The sequence below is a fragment of the Kineosporia sp. NBRC 101731 genome (assembly GCF_030269305.1).
Classification (GTDB): Bacteria; Actinomycetota; Actinomycetes; order Actinomycetales; family Kineosporiaceae; genus Kineosporia.
This window is the reverse complement of the sequence record NZ_BSTC01000006.1, coordinates 434,184-453,813: the sequence shown is the minus strand read 5'-3', so window position 1 is coordinate 453,813 and position 19,630 is coordinate 434,184. Positions and strand designations below refer to the sequence as shown.

Here is a 19,630-nt window from a genome sequence, read left to right as displayed (position 1 = left end):
AGAGCCCGCCACGCTCACCGAGGCTCAGAACACAGAAGGGCGCCCCTCTCAGAACATGTCGATTCCGTGTCGGAGTGGGGTTGCAAGATGGCTGAAGATCGAACCCGTGCGCTGCGTGATCTGCTGGACAGCAGGATCGCCGTGCTGGACGGTGCCTGGGGCACGATGTTCCAGAACGCGAAACTCTCGCCGTCCGACTATCTGACCGAACGTCTGGCGAATCATCCGAAAGACGTCACCGGCGATCCGGACCTGCTGAACATCACCGCACCGCACGTGGTGCTCGACGTACACCGCCAATACCTGGCCGCGGGCGCCGACATCACCACCACCAACACCTTCACCGCCACCAGCATCGGGCAGGCCGACTACGGCCTGGAGTCCATGGTGCGCGAGATGAACCTGGAGGCGGCGAAGCTGGCCCGCCAGGCGGCCGACGAGGCGGAGCGGGAGACGGGCGTACGACGATATGTCGCCGGCTCGGTGGGCCCGCTGAACGTCACGCTGTCCCTGTCGCCGAAGGTGGAGGACCCGGCCTACCGGGCCGTCACGTTCGACCAGGTGCACGACTCGTACGCGGAGCAGATCGAGGCCCTGCGCGACGGCGGCGTCGACCTGCTCCTGGTCGAGACGATCTTCGACACGCTGAACGCCAAGGCCGCCCTGGCCGCAGCCCGCGACGTGGCGCCCGACCTGCCGATCTGGTTCTCGGTCACGATCGTCGACATGAGCGGGCGCACGCTCTCCGGGCAGACCGTCGAGGCCTTCTGGCGCTCCATCGAACACGCGAACCCTCTGGTCGTGGGCGTGAACTGCTCACTGGGGGCCGCCGAGATGCGTCCCTACGTGTCCGATCTGGCGCGGCTGGCGGGCACGTACACGGCGAGCCACCCCAACGCCGGCCTGCCGAACTCGTTCGGTGAGTACGAGGAGACCCCCGACGAGACCAGCCACCTGGTGGGCGGCTTCGCCCACGACGGCCTGGTCAACGTGGTCGGCGGCTGTTGCGGCACCACGCCGGCGCACATCGCGAAGATCGCCGAGGCGGTCAAGGGCCTCAAACCCCGTCCGCTACCTCAGATTCCGCACCAGAGCCGGTTCAGCGGCCTGGAGCCGATGAACATCACCGACACCACCGGCTTCGTGATGATCGGCGAGCGCACCAACGTCACCGGCTCGGCGAAGTTCCGCCGGCTGATCGAGGCCGACGACTACCAGACCGCGGTCGAGGTGGCCGTGGAGCAGGTCCGCGGCGGCGCGAACGTGCTCGACGTGAACATGGACGCCGACCTGCTCGACAGCGAGCAGGCGATGGTCACGTTCCTCAACCTGATCGCGACCGAGCCCGAGGTGGCCCGGATCCCGGTGATGGTCGACAGTTCCAAGTGGACGGTGCTGGAGGCCGGTCTGCAGTGCCTGCAGGGCAAGGGCATCGTCAACTCGATCAGCCTCAAGGAGGGCGAGGAGGTCTTCCTCGACCACGCCCGGCAGATCCGCCGCTACGGCGCGGGTGTCGTGGTGATGGCGTTCGACGAGACCGGTCAGGCCGACACCGCCGACCGCCGGGTCGAGGTGTGCGGGCGGGCCTACGACCTGCTCACCCAGAAGCTGGGTTTCCCGGCCGAGGACATCATCTTCGACCCGAACGTGCTGGCCGTCGCGACCGGCATGAGCGAGCACAACAACTACGCCAAGGCCTTCATCGAGTCGCTGCCGCGCATCAAGGAGCGCTGCCCCGGCGCGAAGATCAGCGGCGGTATCTCGAACCTGTCCTTCGCCTTCCGCGGCAACAATGTGGTCCGCGAGGCAATGAACTCGGCGTTCCTGTTCCACGCGGTGCGCGCGGGCCTGGACATGGGAATCGTCAACGCCGGGCAGCTGGCGGTGTACGAGAACATCCCGAAGGACCTGCTCGAGCTGATCGAAGACGTGCTGTTCAACCGGCGGGAGGACGCCACCGACCGCTTGGTGACGTTCGCGGGCTCGGTGAGCGGGTCGGGCACCAAACGGGTGGTGGATCTCTCCTGGCGGGAGGCCTCCGTCGGGGACCGGCTCAGCCACGCGCTCGTGCACGGCATCGTCGACTTCATCGAGGCCGACACCGAGGAGGCCCGGCAGGAGTTCCCCCGGCCCCTCGAGGTGATCGAGGGCCCGCTGATGGACGGGATGAAGGTCGTCGGTGACCTGTTCGGCGCCGGCAAGATGTTCCTGCCCCAGGTGGTGAAGAGCGCCCGGGTGATGAAGCGCGCCGTCGCCTACCTCGAGCCGTACATGGAGGCCGAGAAGGCAGAGGCCCTGCGGCTCGGCAACGTGCCCACCGGCCGCGCCAACCAGGGCAAGGTCGTGCTCGCCACCGTCAAGGGCGATGTGCACGACATCGGCAAGAACATTGTCGGGGTGGTGCTGGGCTGCAACAACTACGAGGTCATCGACCTCGGCGTGATGGTGCCGGCGGCGAAGATCCTGGAGACCGCGATTGCCGAGAATGCCGATGTGGTGGGCCTTTCTGGCTTGATCACACCGTCGCTCGACGAGATGGTGAACGTGGCCGAGGAGATGCAGCGCAAGGGCATGACGATGCCGTTGCTCATCGGCGGGGCCACCACCTCACGCCAGCACACGGCCGTGCGCATCGCCCCCACCTACGAGGGCGCCACCGTGCACGTGCTCGACGCCTCCCGGGTCGTCGGGGTCGCGTCCGCGCTGCTCAGCCCTACTCAGTCCACCGGATTCCTCGCCGAGACCCGCACCGAGCAGGAACGCCTGCGGGTGGCTCATGCCAACCGCCGCGCCAACCCGCTGCTGCCGGTCACGCAGGCCCGGCTGAACGCCGAGAAGGTCGACTTCTCCAATCTTCCCACCCCCACGTTCACCGGTCTGCGCACCGTCGACGCCGACCTCACCGAACTGCGGGGCCTGATCGACTGGACCTTCCTGTTCCTGGCCTGGGAGATCAAGGGCAAGTACCCGGCCGTCCTGAAGGAGCCGGTGGCCCAGGAACTCTTCGACGACGCGAACACTCTTCTGGACGAGATCATCTCGGCCGGGCACTTCACCGCCCAGGGCGCGTACGGCTTCTGGCCGGCCCACACCGAGGGCGACGACATCGTGCTCGAGGGCGGTGTCCGTTTCCCGATGCTGCGCCAGCAGACGGTGAAGCCCGAGGGCCGTCCCAACCGGGCCCTGTCCGACTACATCGGCCCCAGCGGTTCGGGTGATCACCTGGGCGGTTTCGCGGTGGCCATCCAGGGCGCGGAAAAACTCGCCATGTCCTATGAGGCCCAGAACGACGACTACCGCGCGATCATGGTGAAGGCCCTCGCCGACCGACTGGCCGAGGCCTTCGCCGAGCAGATCCACCTGCAGGCCCGCCGGGAGTGGTTCGAGCCCGACGCCCAGCCCCTGCTGGAAGACCTGCACGCCGAGCGGTTCCGCGGCATCCGCCCTGCGCTCGGGTACCCGGCCTCCCCCGATCACAAGCTCAAGGAAGAGCTTTTCGACCTTCTGAAGGCCGACCAGATCGGAATCACGCTGACCGAGAGCTGGGCCATGAGCCCTGCCGCCGCCGTCAGCGGCCTGATCTTCGCCCATCCGGAGGCCAAGTACTTCACCGTGGGCCGGATCGGTGCCGACCAGGTGGCCGACTACGCCGCTCGACGGGGACTGACCCAGTCCGAGACCGAGAAGCTGCTACGCCCGAACCTCGCCTACGACCCCAAGTAACACGACACGGCGACGGGCCCGGGCCGGGTCCGTCGCCAGCAGTTCCCAGAGTGCATCCGCAGTGCACGGGTTGTGCCCTCGTACACCCCGGCACCGGGCCTGTCACATGGCACCTGTCCTGCGGATGGCCGCCGGGCGGTGCAGCAGCCGGTCCCGGCAGGGCACCAGGAGCACCTTGTCTGCCCGGTTCCCGCGGATGACTATTTCCAGGACCCCTTCGGCCAAGGTGAGGTGCCCATGGAAGTCCTGATCATCCTGCTCGTCGTCTACGTCGTGTACCAGTACTTCAAGTAGCCACCGGACCGGTCAGGGCGGATGCTCTTGAGCCCCAGGAGTTTCCGCCTTCAGCTCCGCGTCCGCATCCGTGGGCGGCCCTCACCGCTCACACACCGCGCGGATCGTGCCTCTGCGGTCGCAGGTCAACACCCCCACAGCCCCACCCCGAACACCTGCACCCACGATCCGCCGAAGCTCCGAAATGGTGGACGTCGACGAGCTTCTCGTCGACGTCCACCGCTCGGTCTACGGTCGGGTCGCGAAGGCCACGACCCGTCGCAGCTTGTCGAAGTCCTCCAGGGCCGCACGCCCCTCATCCTGCAGCGAGGCCAGCGCCAGGTCATTCCCGTCGTTCGGGGTGGTGACGGCCTCCTCGTACAGGCCTCGTTCCGCGGCCGCCCACTCCGGGCGCTCCTCGACCACGACGTCCTCAAAGCCGGCATCGGTCAGGTCCCGCCGCAGATCGAGCCGCCGGATCCGTTCCGGCACCCGGGCATCGCCCGGATCCGTGGCCAGCCAGGTGGTGAGCACGAGCCGGCCCCCACGGCGCAGCACCCTGCGGAATTCAGCGAGCGCAGCAGCCGGCGGACCGGCGAGCTGGATCGAGTCGGTGCACAGCAGGGCATCGACCGACTCCGTGGACAGACCGGTGCCGGTCAGCGTGCCGAGCCAGAACTGCGCACGGTCGGTGTCCAGGTACGGTGAGCCGGGCCAGCCGGTGTTGGCCGGTGTGCCGTGCGGGGCGTCCTGCGCAGCACTCGGGCTGTCGCCGTTCGCCCGCGGCCCCGGTAGACCGGTCCGCGCCGGCCTCCCCAGATCAGCTGCTGTCACTTCCCGCCCCAGCCGGCGGGCCGCCGTACGCCGGGCCTGCCCGAGCGCGACGGCGGAGAAGTCGACCCCCGCCAGCCGCGCATCCGCCCGCCGGGCCACTTCGATCCCGTAACCGCCCCGGCCACAAGCAATGTCGGCCAGCAAAGCACCCTCGGTCAGGGCCAGCCCTTCGGTGACCTCGTCCAGCGCCCCGAACGGCAGCACGCCGACCGGACCGAAGTCGGCCGGCATTCCGAGGCGGCGGGCCAGGATGGCGTCCTTGACCGGTGACATCTGCATGTCGGAGTACCAGCGGTCGTAATAAGCGCTCCCGCGTGAGGACGGGCTGACGACGGTGGACTCTGTTACGGATGCTTCTCGCACCGCTACAGAGTGCCCGAAAAAGCCGCCAAAGGGACACCGGATGAGTGTGTTCTTCGCCGTTCGTCCGTGAGCGGCTGGCAGAATCCCGCGGTGTGCTCCCCGACCTCTGGCCGCTGTACGGACTCTCCGTCGTCACACCACGCCTCGAGCTACGCCTTCCCCGCGAGGAAGAGATCGCCGAGATAGCGGAGGTCGCCGGCCAGGGTGTGCATCCTGCGGGTGAGCGTCCGTTCCTGACGCCATGGACGGACGGTTCCCCGGCGGACCGGGCCCGGAACGTGCTGCAGTCGCACTGGCGTGACCTCGCGGCCTGGGACGTGGCGTCGTGGGCGCTGAATCTGGGGGTTTTCCTGGCCGGACGGCCGATCGGCCTCGTGGGCCTTCGCGCCCAGGACTTCCCCGTGGTCCGGGAGGTCACCAGCGGATCGTGGCTGGGCCTGCCGCACCAGGGCCACGGCTACGGAACCGAGGCCCGGACAGGCCTGCTCGTGCTGGCCTTCGATCATCTCGGCGCCACTGCGGCGCTGACCGAGGTGTTCCCGGACAACCGCGCGTCTCAGGGTGTCTCCCGCAAACTCGGCTACCGGCCTGACGGCATCCGCGTGGACGCTCGTGACGGCGAGGCGCTGATCTCCGATCGGCTCCGCCTGACCGCAGAAAGCTGGCGTGGAGGCACCCGCCCCGCTGTCCAGGTCACGGGGATGAACTCCTGCCGAGCCTCGTTCGGCCTGACCCGGCCCGAGCTCGACCGGTCCTGAGCCGCACCACGCCGGCCCTGCGGCCCCCCTCTGCCGACTGCTGCTCAGGGACGAGGTGTCTTCGTGCCGGAGACACCCCGTCCCGCCCGAGCTAACGACGCCGCGGACTCACCGAATCCGAAGCGTCCAGATCGACCCGCTTGGATGCGGCCCGGGCCGGGGACACCACCTTCTTCGCCGGGGCCTTCTTGGCTGCGGGTGCTTTCTTCGCCGCCGTGGTCTTCGCCGTCACGCTCTTGGTGGCCGTGCTCTTGGCCGCTGCGCTCTTGGCTGCCGTGCTCTTGGCTGCCGTGCTCTTGGCCGCTGCGTTCTTGGCCGGAACCGCCTTACTGGTGGCGGACTGGCCGACACTCGTGATCGTCGCGGCGACCGACCGGGACTTCTTGATCTCCGCCCCGCGGCCCTCGATCGCGTTCGGGTTCTCGATGTCGAGGAGATCGGCGAGGAAGCGGCCCGTGTGGCTCTCCGGAACCGTCGCGACGTCTTCCGGCGTGCCCTCGGCGACCAGGGTGCCGCCGCCGCTACCGCCCTCAGGACCGAGGTCGACGATCCAGTCGGACGACTTGATCACGTCGAGGTTGTGCTCGATGACCAGGACCGAGTTGCCCTTGTCCACCAGTCCCTGGAGCACTCCCAGCAACTTGCGGATGTCCTCGAAGTGCAGACCCGTGGTCGGCTCGTCCAGCACGTAGATGCTGCGGCCGGTCGAGCGCTTCTGCAGCTCGCTGGCCAGCTTCACGCGCTGCGCCTCACCGCCGGACAAGGTCGGCGCCGACTGGCCCAGACGCACGTACCCGAGGCCGACGTCCACCAGGGTGCGCAGGTGCCGGGCGATCGCCGGGACGGCCTCGAAGAACTCGGCTGCCTCTTCGATCGGCATGTCCAGCACGTCGGCCACGGTCTTGCCCTTGAAGTGCACCTCGAGGGTCTCCCGGTTGTACCGGGCTCCCTGGCAGACCTCGCACGGCACGTAGACGTCGGGCAGGAAGTTCATCTCGATCTTGATGGTGCCGTCGCCGGAGCACGCCTCGCAGCGGCCACCCTTGACGTTGAACGAGAACCGGCCCGGCTGGTAACCGCGGACCTTGGCCTCCTGGGTCTGCGCGAACAGCTTCCGCACGTGGTCCCAGACCCCGGTGTAGGTGGCGGGGTTCGAGCGCGGGGTACGGCCGATCGGGCTCTGGTCGACGTGGACCACCTTGTCGAGGTGCTCCAGGCCCTTCACCGTCTTGTGCCGGCCGGCCACCTGGCGGGCGCCGTTCAGCTTGTTGGCCAGCACGGTGTAAAGGATGTCGTTGACCAGCGTGGACTTGCCGGAGCCACTCACCCCGGTGACCGCCACCAGACAACCCAGCGGGAACGAGACGTCCAGGCCCTTGAGGTTGTGCTCGCGAGCTCCCACCACGGTCAGCTGACGCTTCGGGTCACGCGGGCGCCGGACCTGTGGGACCTCGATCTCCTTGCGGCCCGACAGGTACATGCCGGTCAGCGAGGTGGGGTGCTCGTACAGCTCTTTCACGGTGCCGGAGTGCACGACGTAACCACCGTGCTCGCCCGCGCCCGGACCGATGTCGACCGCCCAGTCGGCGGCACGGATCGTGTCCTCGTCGTGCTCGACGACGATCAGCGTGTTACCCAGGTTACGCAGACGCGTGAGAGTGTCGATCAGGCGCCGGTTGTCGCGCTGGTGCAGACCGATACTCGGCTCGTCCAGCACATAGAGCACACCGACCAGCCCGGACCCGATCTGCGTGGCCAGCCGGATGCGCTGCGCCTCACCACCGGACAGTGTGCCCGCAGCCCGGTCGAGCGACAGGTACTCCAGGCCGACGTCGAGCAGGAAGCCGACGCGGGCGTGGATCTCCTTCAGCACCTGGTCGGCGATCTGCTTCTCACGACTGGTCAACTCGAGCGAACCGAGGAATTCTGCGGCCTCACGCAGCGGCAGCGCACAGACGTCAGCGATCGACCGGCCACCGACCGTGACGGCCAGCACCTCGGGACGCAGGCGGCTTCCCTTACAGACGGGGCACGGGATCTGCCGCATGAAGCCTTCGTACCGCTCGCGACTCCAGTCCGACTCGGTCTCCGAGTGGCGACGCTGGATGAACGGGATGACACCCTCGAAACCCGTGGTGTAGGAGCGTTCCCGGCCGAAGCGGTTCTTGAACTTCACGTGGACCTGGTAGTCCTGCCCCTCGAGCAGAGCCGTCCTCGCCCGCTCCGGCAGGGCCCGCCACGGAGTGTTGACGTTGAACCCGAGGTCTTTGCCCAGGGCTTTCATCAGGCGCAGGAAGTACTCCGCCGAACCCTGCGTCCACGGGATGATCGCTCCCTCGGCCAGGGTGAGATCCTCGTCGGGCACCAGCAGCTCGGCGTCGACCTCGAGCTTCGTGCCGATACCGGTGCACTCGGGGCAGGCACCGAACGGGTTGTTGAACGAGAACACCCGCGGCTCGACGTCGTCGATCGCGATCGGGTGCTCGTTGGGACAGGCCATCTTCTCGCTGAAGCGCCGTTCCCGGTCGGGCGCGCCCTCGGGCTCGTCCACCAGGTCGGCCACCACGATCCCGTTGGCCAGCAGCAACGCCGTCTCGACGGAGTCGGTGAGGCGCTGCTTGGAGGAGGCCTTGGCCGCCAGCCGGTCGACAACCACCTCGATCGTGTGCTTGTAACGCTTGTCGAGCGTGGGTGAATCGGCGAGCGAGACCACCTTGCCGTCGACCCGGGCCCGGGAGAATCCCTTGGTCTGCAGGTCGGCGAAGAGGTCGACGAACTCGCCCTTACGCGCCCGCACGACCGGGGCGAGCACCTGGAAGCGCGTGCCCTCGGGCAGGTCGAGCAGACGGTCGACGATCTGCTGGGGCGTCTGCTTGGTGATCGGCTCACCACAGATCGGGCAGTGTGCCCGCCCGGCCCGCGCCCAGAGCAGGCGCAGGTAGTCGTACACCTCGGTGATGGTGCCGACGGTGGACCGCGGGTTACGCGATGTCGACTTCTGGTCGATCGAGACAGCCGGTGACAGCCCTTCGATGAAGTCGACATCGGGTTTGTCCATCTGGCCGAGGAACTGCCGGGCGTAGGCGGACAGCGACTCGACGTACCGGCGCTGTCCCTCGGCGAAGATGGTGTCGAACGCCAGGGACGACTTGCCCGACCCGGACAGACCGGTGAAAACCACCAGTGCGTCACGAGGAAGATCGAGCGAGACGTCCTTCAGGTTGTGCTCGCGGGCTCCGCGAACGATCAGTCGGTCACTCACGCAGGCCATGCTAGGTGCCCCCACCGACAGTCTTCGCGTCGAGCGGGCACGCCAGCGAGAACACCGGTGCGCAAGGTGCGGCATTGACAAGATTTGCGGAAGTGAAAACCGGACCGGCCCACGTCGCCAGTCACCTCGTCCTCCGGCCCGCTGTTGCCCGACGGCCTGCCGGGGATGGCAGGGTATGGCCATGGTCTACAACGGAGAAGTCACCCCCGGAGGGCCCGCAGACGTCCGCGAGCTCCCCGACGCGGTGATCCGGAAGGCGAGCGTCTCGCCCCAGGACAACAACGCGTACCTGATCACCTGCCGGCAGACCGGCGACCAGCTGTTGATCGACGCGGCCGACGACGCCGGGCGCGTACGCACACTGATCGGTGAGGGTGGCGGCCCACTGCGCGGCATCGTCACCACGCACCAGCACTGGGACCATCACCGGGCACTGCAGGAGATCGCCGAGGTCACCAACGCCCCCACCCTGGCGGGCGAGGACGACGCCGACGAACTCCCGGTCAAGCCCGACGTACGACTGCGTCACGCCGACGCGGTGACCGTGGGCGAACTCACTCTCGACGTCGTGCACCTACGGGGCCACACGCCCGGTTCGGTCACGCTGGTGCTCACCAGTTCGGACGGCAGCGTGCACGCTTTTACGGGCGACAGCCTTTTTCCTGGCGGAGTAGGGAACACGTTCGACAACAAGGAGAACTTCGCGACCCTGATCAGTGACGTCGAGGAACGCCTCTTCGACGTCTATCCGGACGAGACCTGGATCTACCCGGGCCACGGCAAGGACACCACGCTCGGCGCGGAGCGCCCGAGCCTGCCCCAGTGGCGCGAACGCGGCTGGTAGCAGATCAGCGGGTCAGTAGTCGCAGCGCAGCGTCCATTCGCGCTGCGGCTGCTCCCAACCCCACTCCATCGTGCTGAGCCGGAAGACCGAGCCACCGACCCGCGCCATCTCGTACTCACCGTCGGCGAAGGTCGGGAAAGGTATGTTGCGACCGAAAGTGCCGATGCTGCGCCCGATCCCCCATCGGCCAGGACCGACCCGGTAGAACTCCCCATCACCGCCGTACAGCAGCGAGCTCTCGCGCACGACGATCCGGCAGTCGTCCGTCCCGGTCTCCTTCAGCGTGGTGAAGGAGGTCTGGGTGAGTGCCGCGATGCCCATGAAGAACGGCAGGGCCAGCGCAACGACGAGCGGCAGGTGCTTCCGGCGGGCAGGAAAGCCGGCGAGGCCTGCGAACGCCGCGGCGATCAGCCCCAGCGCCAGCCAGGTGCCGCTGACGACCCGGTCCCCGAACATCAGGATCAGCCCCGCCCTCCCGGAGATGATCCAGGCCACCACGGCCACACCCAGAAGAATCCAGGCCGTGCCCACCCGAACCCGACGGGGAGCCACCGTTACGACCGCGGTGTCTTGCATGTCCGGATCATTCCATCCCGTGGGTGCAGCGCGGGTACCGAACGATCGGATTCAGCGGATGAAGCTGAAGAGCCGGCGTGAGAAGTCCATCGGCACCGGGTCTCCGCTGTAGCGCACGACCCCCATCGCGGCCTGCTCGCCGCCCTCCCTGGTCTCGTAGGCGAGTTCACTGAATCCGGCCTTCGCGAACCAGCCCCGGACGGTGTCGTTCAGATCGCCGATGTCATCGTCCCGGCCCCGCGACCAGATCAGCGTGGCCCCAGGACGGCAGAACGCGGGAGCGGCCCGGATCAGACCCTCCAGATCCTCGTCGGTGAGGTTGCCGAAGATGCCCACCATCAGCACCAGGTCGGCGGGGACCAGACCGGCGTACGCCTCGGCCGCACCCGCATCGGCGGTGAGGACCTTGATCCGCAGCCCTCGTTCACCGACCGCTGTGCGGGCCCGGGCGGCCAGCTCCGGGTGTAGTTCCACCAGCGCACCCTCGACCCGGTCGGCGTCGGGGCGGGCGGACAGCACGCCGATCAGATCGCGACCGTCTCCGGCGCACAGACTCACGGCCGTGATCGGCTCGCCGGGTCTGCCGTTCAGGGCTTCCGTGATGTGGTGGCGGACCCGCGACAGCCTCCAGGACAGGGCCGAGTCAGGGTCGCTGTAGACGTCGTGCCAGGAGACATAGTCACGCATCGCTCTACTATCCTCCCCCATCGGCGAACCCTCGCTACGAAAAGGTCGTATCATTGATCCATGACTGCGTCCCCGGAAGCCACGCGCCGCGGCCCCCACACCGACGACGACCTGCTGCGGACAGCCATGATCGAGGCTGCGGAGAAGCTCCTGGCCCGCTCCGAAGATCAGGACATCGCAACCCGGGCCGTGTGTGAGGCGGTCGGCGTTACCCAGCCCCGCCTGTACCGACTCTTCGGCGACAAGCGCGGCCTGCTCGACGCGGTGGCCGACGCGGGCTTCGAACGCTACGCGCGGCACAAGGCCCAGCTGGAGCAGACCGGTGACCCGGTGGTGGACCTCCATACCGGCTGGGACGACCACATGGACTTCGCCGGCGCCAACCCCGCGCTCTACCAGCTGATGTTCGCGCCCCGTCCGCACTCCCACAGCCAGGCTCGCCGCCAGATCCTCGCCTTGCTCGAAGCCTCCCTCCTGCGCTGCTCAGCGATCGGCGCCCTGCGCATCGACGTGAACCATGCGGCCCAACTGATCCTTTCGTCCAATGTCGGCGTCGCCCTCAGTCGCATCGCCGAGCCGGACCTCTTCGACGAAGGCCTCTCCCACCGGGCGCGCGATGCCGCCTTCGGCGCGGTGCTCGCCCTACCGGCCACGAGTGCCACCGAAGACCCCGTCAGTGATGCCGCCCGACAGCTTCACTCCCAGCTCACTCTCACCGGCAGTGAGGCACTGGAACCGGCTGAGGAGTCCCTCCTGGAACGCTGGCTGGAGCGCATCGTCGAACGCTCGGGGCGGGCGCGCCCGGAAAATACCTAGAAACGGAGGTTTCCGGCCAAACTCCCGGAGGAAAGAGAGGGCCCTCCGGGGGCTGGAAGAGCTTCCAGAGCCCGGGGAAGCAAAACTCCGCGGGCACGGTTGGCCACGTACGGCGTTACCGGCACGGCACGCGGCAGATCGAGAGGCAGAATCCTGATGGCAGTAGCTGACAGTGGCACGATCGAGCTCGGTGGCAAGAAGGTGCACCGGCTCGGGTACGGCGCTATGCGCATCACCGGTGACGGCATCTGGGGCCCGCCCCAAGACCACGACGCGGCGGTCCGCGTGTTGCGCCGGGCCGTTGAGCTGGGCGTGAACTTCATTGACACGGCCGACTCGTACGGACCGTACATCTCCGAAGAGCTGATCCGGGAAGCCCTGCACGACGGCTCGGGGTACGGAGACGTCGTCATCGCCACGAAGGGCGGCCTGACCCGGAGCGGGCCGAATGTCTGGCCACCGCTGGCGCGTCCGGAATACCTGCGCCAGTGCATCCTGATGTCGCTGCGGCGGCTGGGTCTGGAGCAGATCCCGCTCTGGCAGCTGCACCGTATCGACGCCAAGACGCCGCGCGAGGAAACCTTCGCCGAGGTGAAGAAGTTCGTCGACGAAGGGCTGGCCCTGCAGGTCGGCCTGTCCGAGGTCAGTGTCGAGGAGATCCGGGCCGCGCAAGACGCCGGGCTTCCCGTGGCCTCGGTGCAGAACCGCTACAACCTGGGAGACCGCCGGGCCGAAGAGGTGCTGGACTACTGCGAGCAGCAGGGCATCGCGTTCATCCCCTGGGCTCCGGTCAACGCTGGTTCCCTGGCCCGTCCGGGCGGCCCGCTGGAGAAGGTTGCCGGGAACCACCCGGGCACCACCACGTCACAGCTGGCACTTGCCTGGCTGCTGCGCCGCTCCCCCGTGATGGTGCCGATCCCGGGCACGTCGTCGGTCTCCCATCTCGAGGAGAACCTCGGTGGGGCGGACATCACGCTCACCGATGAGGAGTTCCAGACGCTCGCCGACGCCATCTGACCGTCCGGGGAGACCCACAGAACGGAGAACGCCGGCAACTGTCGGCCGTCGGCGTCCTCCTTTCTGTTCGCAACGGATCATGGGAGCCCGGCGAGGAACTCCTCCGCCGTCGTCGGCACCGAGAACATCGGAAAGTCGAAACGTAGGGCGTTCTCGTGCTCTTCGGCTGACGTTGCCGCCATGCAGTCGGACAGTGTGATCACCCGGTACCCGTTCTCGTAGCCGCTGCGCATCGTCGACTCGACGCAGCAGTTGGTGAGGAAACCACCCAGGACGACGGTGCGGATTCCTTTGCTGCGCAACATGAAATCCAGGTTGGTGCTGGCGAAGGTATCCAGACCCCGCTTGCCCTCGACCACGATGTCGCCGGCCTGTGGGGTCAGGTCGTCGACGATCGCGGCACCCCATGATCCCTTGATGAATGCCTTGCCGTCGACGACGCCCTTCAAGATCCCGTAGGGGTGCGAGCTGATCTCGTTGTAGCCCTCGGCGAAGCTGATGGGCGCGTGCATCACCGTGATCCCGGCGGCCCGCGCGGCCTGGGCCACGGCCTTTGTCTTCTGCAGCATCCCGGTGTCGGCCATCACCGGCGCGACCGCCTCGTGCAGCACGCCACCCTGGCTGGTGAAATCGTTCTGGTACTCGATGAGGACAAGAGCGGTGCTGGATGGGTCGATGGGCATGACGACTCCTTCGGCAGCTTCATCGGGCCGGGATTTTCTTCGTCCGTGGTGACAACCATAGGTGGAGGATCGGCGTGTTGTGGGGAGACAGGGCAGGAACACACCAGGCGGGGGCGCGAGATCATGACCAGGACGGTCGGTGGAGCTAAGGCGGGGGCGGCGGCCATGGGGGTACGGAGCGGAGCCATCATCGTGGCGGCGCTGGTGTCGGTGGCCGCGCTGGCGGCTGCGGCGTGGGGTGCCAGCAACTCGGGAGGCACCTCCACGAGCCGTCCGGTCGTCACGACGCCGGTGACCACACTGCCGGGAGTCAGGGCGGCGACGCTCTCGGACACCGGTTTGGGTGATCTGAAACTTGGTGTCAGCCTCAAGAAGGCGAAAGCTTTGGGCTTCGTGGGGAACCGGGCCAACGAGGCCGGCGAGCCATGCAGCCAGTACACAGGCAAGAAAGGCATCAAGTACCTCTGGTTCACTCAGGGCCACCTGGCGATCATCGACATCCCGAAGAGGACGAGGATGAACACCGGGATCGGTATCGGTAGCACCTTTCAGCAACTGCACGACGTCTACGGAGACCGGATCGGTCCCGACGACGGAAACGCCAGGATCTATGTCAGCGCGCCGGAGGCACCCGTGAAGGCTCAATACCGGATCGGACTGGATACCGAGACGGCCTTCCGTGACTCAAAGATCGTCGAGATCGCCCTGCAGTCGACCGATGCCGCATGCTACGAGTAGGCATGAGCAGCGCTGGGCACCTCGGTATCCCCGCTGCCTCCTGGGTTGCGGAGCCCGGGGCCCGGCACAAGGTCATGGCCAGGGACGTCGACGTGGATGTCAGCAGAGTGGACACCGCCACAGCCGCCATCACCGACCTTCCCCAGGACATGATCGGTGGATCGGGTGTTCAGGGCCTGCCCTCGTTCGAGGAGTACGTCTCCGCGCGGCTGCCCGCTCTGCTCCGCCTGGGGCACGCTCTGACCGGGAACCCTCACGACGCCAGTGATCTCGTCCAGGACGTGTTGGAGAAGGTCGGGGTGCGCTGGGGCTCCCTCGAGCGGCGGGGCGTGAGTGTAGACGCGTACGTGCGCCGGGCGATGGTCAATGCCCGCACCAGCCGCTGGCGTCGACGACGGAAGGAGACGCTGGTCGCCGACGCACCCGAGGCTCCCGCCGACGGTGAGGCTCCGCATGACCGGTTCGACGACGAGCCGCTCTGGAAGGCCCTGCGGGAACTGCCGGAGAAACAGCGCGCGGTTCTGGTGCTGCGCTATTACGAAGGACTCAGCGAGTCCGAGATTGCCGAGACGCTCGGTATTTCCGGGGGCACGGTGAAGAGCCACACGTCCCGGGCGATGAGCGCTCTCCGGCGGACCCTCGACACACCGGAAAGAGGCCTCCGATGAGCCAGAACGGCCTCGAAGAACGGCTGTCGGCACTGCTCGGTGGCAATGAGCTCGACCTGCTGGCCCGCGACGGTGCGACCAGTACCGTCATGGACGGTGTGCGCCGTGCCCGGCGACGGCGCCGAGCGATGCAGGTGGCGGTTCCGACCGTGCTGGTAGTAGGCACTATCGCGGCCGGGGCGACCTTCCTGCCCCGATACCACGAGCAAGCTGCCCCCACCCTGCCCTCCTCGAAGGTTCTGAGCGGCAACGGTATCGGCGGTCTGACGCTCGGCATGAGTATCACGGACGCGCGGGATGCCGGACTGATCGGTCGAGAGACCACGGTGCCGGGCGGACGGGCGGCTTCCTGCGCCACCTATGACGGTCATGGATCGATCGAACAGATCCTTGCTCAGGACGACACGGTCGCGGCCATCACGGTCGACGCCTTCGCGGAGACCCCAGCCGGCATCAACATCGGCGACACGTACGGCGATCTGCGCAAGGCCTACCCGGACGCGCCGGATGAAAACGCGGGCACCGGAACGACTGTGCTCCAGGTCCCGAACATGGGCGGGGCCGGGTCTAGGGCTAAATCCGGGTCCGGGGCTGGGGCTGAGTCCGGGGCTGGGAGTCAGTACGAGTTCACCTTCGAGGCCACGGGTGGCGAATCGGCCGCCGGTTCCGGGGCCGACCCGCTTCCCTCGTCCACCCGTATCACCGCTCTGGCCCTGAGTAGCGGAGACAGCGGTCTTCAGACATGCCGTCTTTGACGATGCCCGGCGGGCTCAGCTGGGCACGCCGTCCCACACGGTCACCTGGACGGACAACTCGTCGGGCCGGTCCGATCCCTCACCGATCCGGAGCCACGCGACCCGGTCATCGGACGTCTTCAAACAGAACTGGTCGCCCGGGAACACGTCGAGCGACGGGAAACCCGGCTGACCGGAGGCAGCCCGTGAGGCGCAGCGGGCGGCCGCGCCCTGGGGCAGACCCTGATCCATGTACAGCTTGCCGTCGACGGGCGACAAGCCCGTCTTCTGATCCCAGTAGACGTCGAGCGCGCTCGACGTCCGGCTGGTTCGCGGTGTTGCCGTGGCTGCTCTTTCGTCAGCCTCGTCGACATCGATGCCAAGGCCGCCGGCAATGGTCATCGGGCCGTCGAACAACACCACCGGGCGGGTGGTGGCGGCGGGGATCTCCACGTCCGGGGAACCAGAAGGGGTGGGCCGCCAGAGCGGACGACCGGTGGCCGCGGGCAGGGTTCGGTCGTCGGCCGGGGCCTCGCCGTTCACGAGCGCCATCGAGCCCCAGGCGATCGCGCCGAGTACTCCGACAGTCCCAATGGTGACGACAATTTTTCTGAAACGGGCTGGTTCGTCGGGTGCGTAGTTGTCTGGCCCTGAAGGTGCTGAGGACGTCACGCGTCAATTCCCCCGATGGTCTGGAGCTTCGTCGAACACTGTCGTAGGGGCACTGCTGTAGGGGCTCACAGAGATCGGCCCGGCCGGCCGCCCCGGGGGTGAGATCGGGACGGCCGACCGGGCTGCTGACCGGATCGGACCGCGGGTGGTCCGGGCCCGGTCGTCGAAAGGCGGCGCCGACCCCGGAAGGGACCGGATCAGATACCGCCGGATCAGATACCGCCGGAACCGGCTACGCCGGGCCGGTTTCAGTTGATGGTGATGGTGATGCTGTTGCCCACCGCGCTGCCGTTGATGCTGGCCGTCACCAGGTAGTCGCCCTTCACCTTGAACTTGAGGCGTACCTTGGCCTCACCACGCCGGTCCGAGGTGTCGGTGTCGGAGTAGGTGGCCCCACCGCCGATCTTGACAGCCTGCACGGTGACGTCCAGACCCGGCTCGAGACCCGTGAGGCTGAACCGGACCTGCTCCTTGGCCACGGCCGAGGTCGGGCCCGAGAGCATCGCGTTCGGCACCACGAAATCGCTGCGGGCGCTCTCCTTCAGCGCGCAGTCGACCGTGCGAGCCCGCACCCGGTTCCGGCCGGAACCGGTGGTGGCCGGGCCGGAAGCTGTGGTCTGGCCGGGCCCCAGCGTGGCGAAGGGTGCCCCGTTGACGGTGATGGCCGTCGAGCACCGCGGATCGGCATTGCCCAGGGTGACGGTGAGCGTGGAGTTGTTGTCGTCCACGCGCACGGCCGAGGCGGAGATGGACAGTGGCACACCCGACGGATAAGCGTAGGCCGCCCCTCCGCCGATGCCGACAATGGCGAGTATCCCCACCACGGCGGCTTTTCGATTGATCCTGCTGAAGTTCATGACTCGCTGGTCCCCTCTGGTACGGGAGGCAGATCGGAGGCGATGGTCATCCCCCGACGACGGATGAGGTCTTGCAGGCACTCAGCGGCTCGGTGCTGCTGGTGGCCGGCTTCACCATGGGCTGGTTCAGCACGACCGGGATCTGCCCGGCGTCGTCCTCGACGACCGGGGTGGACATCACGACGTTCACCGTGCGGGTCTGCCCCGCTGCGATGGGCACGCTGAGGCGCCACACCGGGTGGTTATTGTCGAGACCGGTCACCGGAATGACCGTCGACCCGTCGAGCTGGGTGAGCACGGCGCTGCTCCCCACCGGGCCGTAGATGTCCAGAACGATCCGGTTGCTGCCGTCACGCGTCGCCTGGCCGGTGAAACCCCGCTGTAGGAGGTCTGTCCGAACGTTGACGTAGGACGGCAGCCCTTCCCCGTCCTTGGGAGCCGTGTTGTCCAGGGTGACCGCGATCTGACCCACCCTGGCGCTGTTCGTGCAGGTGCCCGGGTCGTACTTGGTGTCCACCTGCAGATAGGCGTCCATCTTGTTGCCGCCGCCGTTGTTGATGACGGTCATGGCGAACGGTCCGGGGTCACCCGGAATGGTGCCGGAGATGCTGAGCTGCTCCAGCCGGGCCTGAACCTCGTCGTCGTCGGCCCAGAGCAGGAGCCGCCGCTCACGGATCGGCTCGCGCAGCGATGTGATCAGCGTGGGCATGCTGAACTCTCCGCTGGAGAACTTACCGAAGACCGCCTGGACGAGCTCGGTGGTCACGGAGTCAACCACCTGCGGATCGTCCCAGCGGGCGTACACGCCCTTGCTCAGGAAGTTCCCGGCGTTCGACGAATCCACCGTCACACCGCGAACTTTCACCGGACCGGTGGCGGCGAGCAGGGAGGCGACCACATTCTGGTCGACACCGGCGACGAAGTCGGCCCGCTGCTGCGTGCGCTCGTTCCAGCCCTTGGCTGCGAGCTCGCCGGTGTGCGGAAAGTGCGGGCTGGCGTTGAACCCGGCCCACTCGGTGAGGTCTTTGCCGTAGTGCTCGCGCAGGTTCTCCGGCACCACGCTCGACCGGATGGCCGGGCCCCGGTCGAGCGCGGAGCGGGACTGCGCATCGGCCAGCACCATACGACCGTGGTCGGTCTTCAGTTCGGCGAAAGCACCGACCAGACCGCCCGTGCCACGCGCCTCCGCGTCCTGCTGGAGCAGCACGATCCAGGTCTTCTGGCCGTCAGAACCGAGCATGCCGGGCAACTGCTGGAGCAGGGGCACGGCGTCGGCGAACGGGCCGCGAGCAGATTCCAGCGCGGAGCTGAGAGTGGAGACGCCGTCGGCCACCTCGGGACGCAGCGGGCCGGGATCGATCTCCCCCACCTTCACGGCCCCGGAGGAGACCGCGGCGGACAGAGCGGGCATGGCCTCGGCGACGTCCTGGATCGCGGCCGTGTCGAGCTGCCCCTGGTTCCCGGCCGCGCCGGTGGGCCGCAGCTTCGGCAGGGCGGTCTCCAGCGGACGGGCGGACTCGGTGATGTCGTTCATGACCGCGCTGACCTGACGCGCGGCGTACAGGTCCCGGCCGAGCAGGGGAACGTAGGAGGCCGCTCCCCAGACCGGGTCGGACGTCAGGCTGCGAGCGCGCTGCGCGTCTTCGCGCACCTGGGTGAGCGTCTGGCCCGCGGCGACGAGGTCGTACGCCTCGAGCTGACTCTGCAGCAGCTTGCCGTCGGTCTTCAGTGCCTCGACGGCGACCCGGGCCTGCTGGGCGCGTACGGCCAGCCAGGTTCCGGCGGCCCCGAGGCAGAGCACAGCAAGAACCGCCACGACGACCCCTGGTCTGCCGAACCGGCCGAAACGACCCAGTCTGCCGACAGGCAGCCTGCGGCCCTGACGCTCTTCGCTCACTCGCCGCCCCACGGCGCGAGTCTGACACAGAGTGAAGGAACAGACACTCCCGGTCGAACCCTATGGGCCGAACGTCGGAGGTGCCATCAACAGCCCGCGACGACACAGGGTGACAAGCCGGACATCCGGCAGCCCTGTGAACAGGCGAACGAGCGAACCCGATTCCTCTCCGGAACCGGGAGGGGCACCGTCATCCCGACGGACGCCTCCGCGTCCATC

At 67.8% G+C, this 19,630-nt stretch carries 16 protein-coding genes; 8 read left to right on the top strand and 8 right to left on the bottom strand.

The annotated features are described in order from the left end of the window. The first annotated feature begins 87 nt into the window (after positions 1-87). Positions 88-3,723, top strand: a complete 3,636-nt coding sequence (gene metH / locus QSK05_RS19900; RefSeq protein WP_285598756.1) for a methionine synthase — start codon at positions 88-90, stop codon at positions 3,721-3,723. Positions 3,724-4,245: 522 nt separating this feature from the next. Here metH and QSK05_RS19895 read toward each other — a convergent pair. Then, positions 4,246-5,193, bottom strand: a complete 948-nt coding sequence (locus QSK05_RS19895) for an SAM-dependent methyltransferase (RefSeq protein ID WP_285598755.1) — start codon at positions 5,191-5,193, stop codon at positions 4,246-4,248. A gap of 92 nt (positions 5,194-5,285) precedes the next feature. On the opposite strand from QSK05_RS19895, the gene QSK05_RS19890 reads away from it, so the two are divergent. Further along, positions 5,286-5,951, top strand: coding sequence for a GNAT family N-acetyltransferase (locus QSK05_RS19890; protein WP_285598754.1), 666 nt, complete (start codon positions 5,286-5,288; stop codon positions 5,949-5,951). Between the two features lie 91 nt (positions 5,952-6,042). Here the strand turns inward: QSK05_RS19890 and uvrA are convergent, their stop codons facing one another. Beyond that, positions 6,043-9,213: an excinuclease ABC subunit UvrA gene (uvrA, locus tag QSK05_RS19885; protein WP_285598753.1), complete on the bottom strand. Its 3,171-nt coding sequence runs from the start codon at positions 9,211-9,213 to the stop codon at positions 6,043-6,045. A gap of 190 nt (positions 9,214-9,403) precedes the next feature. On the opposite strand from uvrA, the gene QSK05_RS19880 reads away from it, so the two are divergent. Continuing rightward, the gene (locus QSK05_RS19880; RefSeq protein ID WP_285598752.1) at positions 9,404-10,066 is read left to right on the top strand and encodes an MBL fold metallo-hydrolase; all 663 of its coding nucleotides are present in this window, start codon (positions 9,404-9,406) and stop codon (positions 10,064-10,066) included. A gap of 12 nt (positions 10,067-10,078) precedes the next feature. On the opposite strand, the gene QSK05_RS19875 is transcribed toward QSK05_RS19880, so the two are convergent. Both QSK05_RS19875 and QSK05_RS19870 read right to left on the bottom strand, forming a co-directional pair. Beyond that, entirely contained in the window at positions 10,079-10,642 is a 564-nt protein-coding gene (locus tag QSK05_RS19875; RefSeq protein ID WP_285598751.1) for a hypothetical protein, read from the bottom strand. Positions 10,643-10,693: 51 nt separating this feature from the next. Then, a complete protein-coding gene (locus QSK05_RS19870; protein ID WP_285598750.1) occupies positions 10,694-11,329 on the bottom strand; it encodes a class I SAM-dependent methyltransferase in 636 nt (211 codons plus the stop codon). Between the two features lie 60 nt (positions 11,330-11,389). Between QSK05_RS19870 and QSK05_RS19865 the strand changes: the two genes are divergently transcribed. Both QSK05_RS19865 and QSK05_RS19860 read left to right on the top strand, forming a co-directional pair. Next, a complete protein-coding gene (locus QSK05_RS19865) occupies positions 11,390-12,145 on the top strand; it encodes a TetR/AcrR family transcriptional regulator (protein ID WP_285598749.1) in 756 nt (251 codons plus the stop codon). A 156-nt stretch (positions 12,146-12,301) separates the two neighbouring features. Continuing rightward, complete coding sequence (locus QSK05_RS19860) at positions 12,302-13,162, top strand: aldo/keto reductase (protein WP_285598748.1); 861 nt, start codon at positions 12,302-12,304, stop codon at positions 13,160-13,162. 77 nt (positions 13,163-13,239) lie between these two features. Here the strand turns inward: QSK05_RS19860 and QSK05_RS19855 are convergent, their stop codons facing one another. After that, entirely contained in the window at positions 13,240-13,845 is a 606-nt protein-coding gene (locus QSK05_RS19855; RefSeq protein WP_285598747.1) for a cysteine hydrolase family protein, read from the bottom strand. A 192-nt stretch (positions 13,846-14,037) separates the two neighbouring features. Here QSK05_RS19855 and QSK05_RS19850 point away from each other — a divergent pair, with 192 nt between their 5' ends. From QSK05_RS19850 to QSK05_RS19840, 3 genes are all read left to right on the top strand, one after another. Further along, positions 14,038-14,583 (top strand): hypothetical protein, encoded by a 546-nt coding sequence (locus QSK05_RS19850; protein ID WP_285598746.1) that lies wholly within the window; start codon positions 14,038-14,040, stop codon positions 14,581-14,583. A 149-nt stretch (positions 14,584-14,732) separates the two neighbouring features. Beyond that, entirely contained in the window at positions 14,733-15,251 is a 519-nt protein-coding gene (locus QSK05_RS19845) for a SigE family RNA polymerase sigma factor (protein WP_352301939.1), read from the top strand. Then, positions 15,248-16,006: a hypothetical protein gene (locus tag QSK05_RS19840; RefSeq protein ID WP_285598743.1), complete on the top strand. Its 759-nt coding sequence runs from the start codon at positions 15,248-15,250 to the stop codon at positions 16,004-16,006. The genes QSK05_RS19845 and QSK05_RS19840 overlap by 4 nt, the downstream gene beginning before the upstream one ends. Positions 16,007-16,021: 15 nt before the next feature. Here QSK05_RS19840 and QSK05_RS19835 read toward each other — a convergent pair whose 3' ends face one another. The 3 genes from QSK05_RS19835 to QSK05_RS19825 form a co-directional block, all read right to left on the bottom strand. Then, entirely contained in the window at positions 16,022-16,537 is a 516-nt protein-coding gene (locus QSK05_RS19835; RefSeq protein WP_285598742.1) for a hypothetical protein, read from the bottom strand. A gap of 368 nt (positions 16,538-16,905) precedes the next feature. Beyond that, the gene (locus QSK05_RS19830; RefSeq protein WP_285598741.1) at positions 16,906-17,514 is read right to left on the bottom strand and encodes a hypothetical protein; all 609 of its coding nucleotides are present in this window, start codon (positions 17,512-17,514) and stop codon (positions 16,906-16,908) included. 46 nt (positions 17,515-17,560) lie between these two features. Beyond that, a complete protein-coding gene (locus QSK05_RS19825; RefSeq protein WP_285598740.1) occupies positions 17,561-19,330 on the bottom strand; it encodes a DUF4012 domain-containing protein in 1,770 nt (589 codons plus the stop codon). Between the last annotated feature and the right edge of the window lie 300 nt (positions 19,331-19,630).

What these genes read in the sequence shown, in the direction of transcription:
- metH (WP_285598756.1), top strand. Translation starts at nt 88, where the DNA reads ATGGCTGAAGATCGAACCCGTGCGCTGCGTGATCTGCTGGACAGCAGG.
- QSK05_RS19880 (WP_285598752.1), top strand. Translation starts at nt 9,404, where the DNA reads ATGGTCTACAACGGAGAAGTCACCCCCGGAGGGCCCGCAGACGTCCGC.
- QSK05_RS19875 (WP_285598751.1), bottom strand. Translation starts at nt 10,642, where the DNA reads ATGCAAGACACCGCGGTCGTAACGGTGGCTCCCCGTCGGGTTCGGGTG.
- QSK05_RS19870 (WP_285598750.1), bottom strand. Translation starts at nt 11,329, where the DNA reads ATGCGTGACTATGTCTCCTGGCACGACGTCTACAGCGACCCTGACTCG.
- QSK05_RS19865 (WP_285598749.1), top strand. Translation starts at nt 11,390, where the DNA reads ATGACTGCGTCCCCGGAAGCCACGCGCCGCGGCCCCCACACCGACGAC.
- QSK05_RS19860 (WP_285598748.1), top strand. Translation starts at nt 12,302, where the DNA reads ATGGCAGTAGCTGACAGTGGCACGATCGAGCTCGGTGGCAAGAAGGTG.
- QSK05_RS19855 (WP_285598747.1), bottom strand. Translation starts at nt 13,845, where the DNA reads ATGCCCATCGACCCATCCAGCACCGCTCTTGTCCTCATCGAGTACCAG.
- QSK05_RS19845 (WP_352301939.1), top strand. Translation starts at nt 14,733, where the DNA reads ATGATCGGTGGATCGGGTGTTCAGGGCCTGCCCTCGTTCGAGGAGTAC.
- QSK05_RS19840 (WP_285598743.1), top strand. Translation starts at nt 15,248, where the DNA reads ATGAGCCAGAACGGCCTCGAAGAACGGCTGTCGGCACTGCTCGGTGGC.
- QSK05_RS19835 (WP_285598742.1), bottom strand. Translation starts at nt 16,537, where the DNA reads ATGGCGCTCGTGAACGGCGAGGCCCCGGCCGACGACCGAACCCTGCCC.
- QSK05_RS19830 (WP_285598741.1), bottom strand. Translation starts at nt 17,514, where the DNA reads ATGAACTTCAGCAGGATCAATCGAAAAGCCGCCGTGGTGGGGATACTC.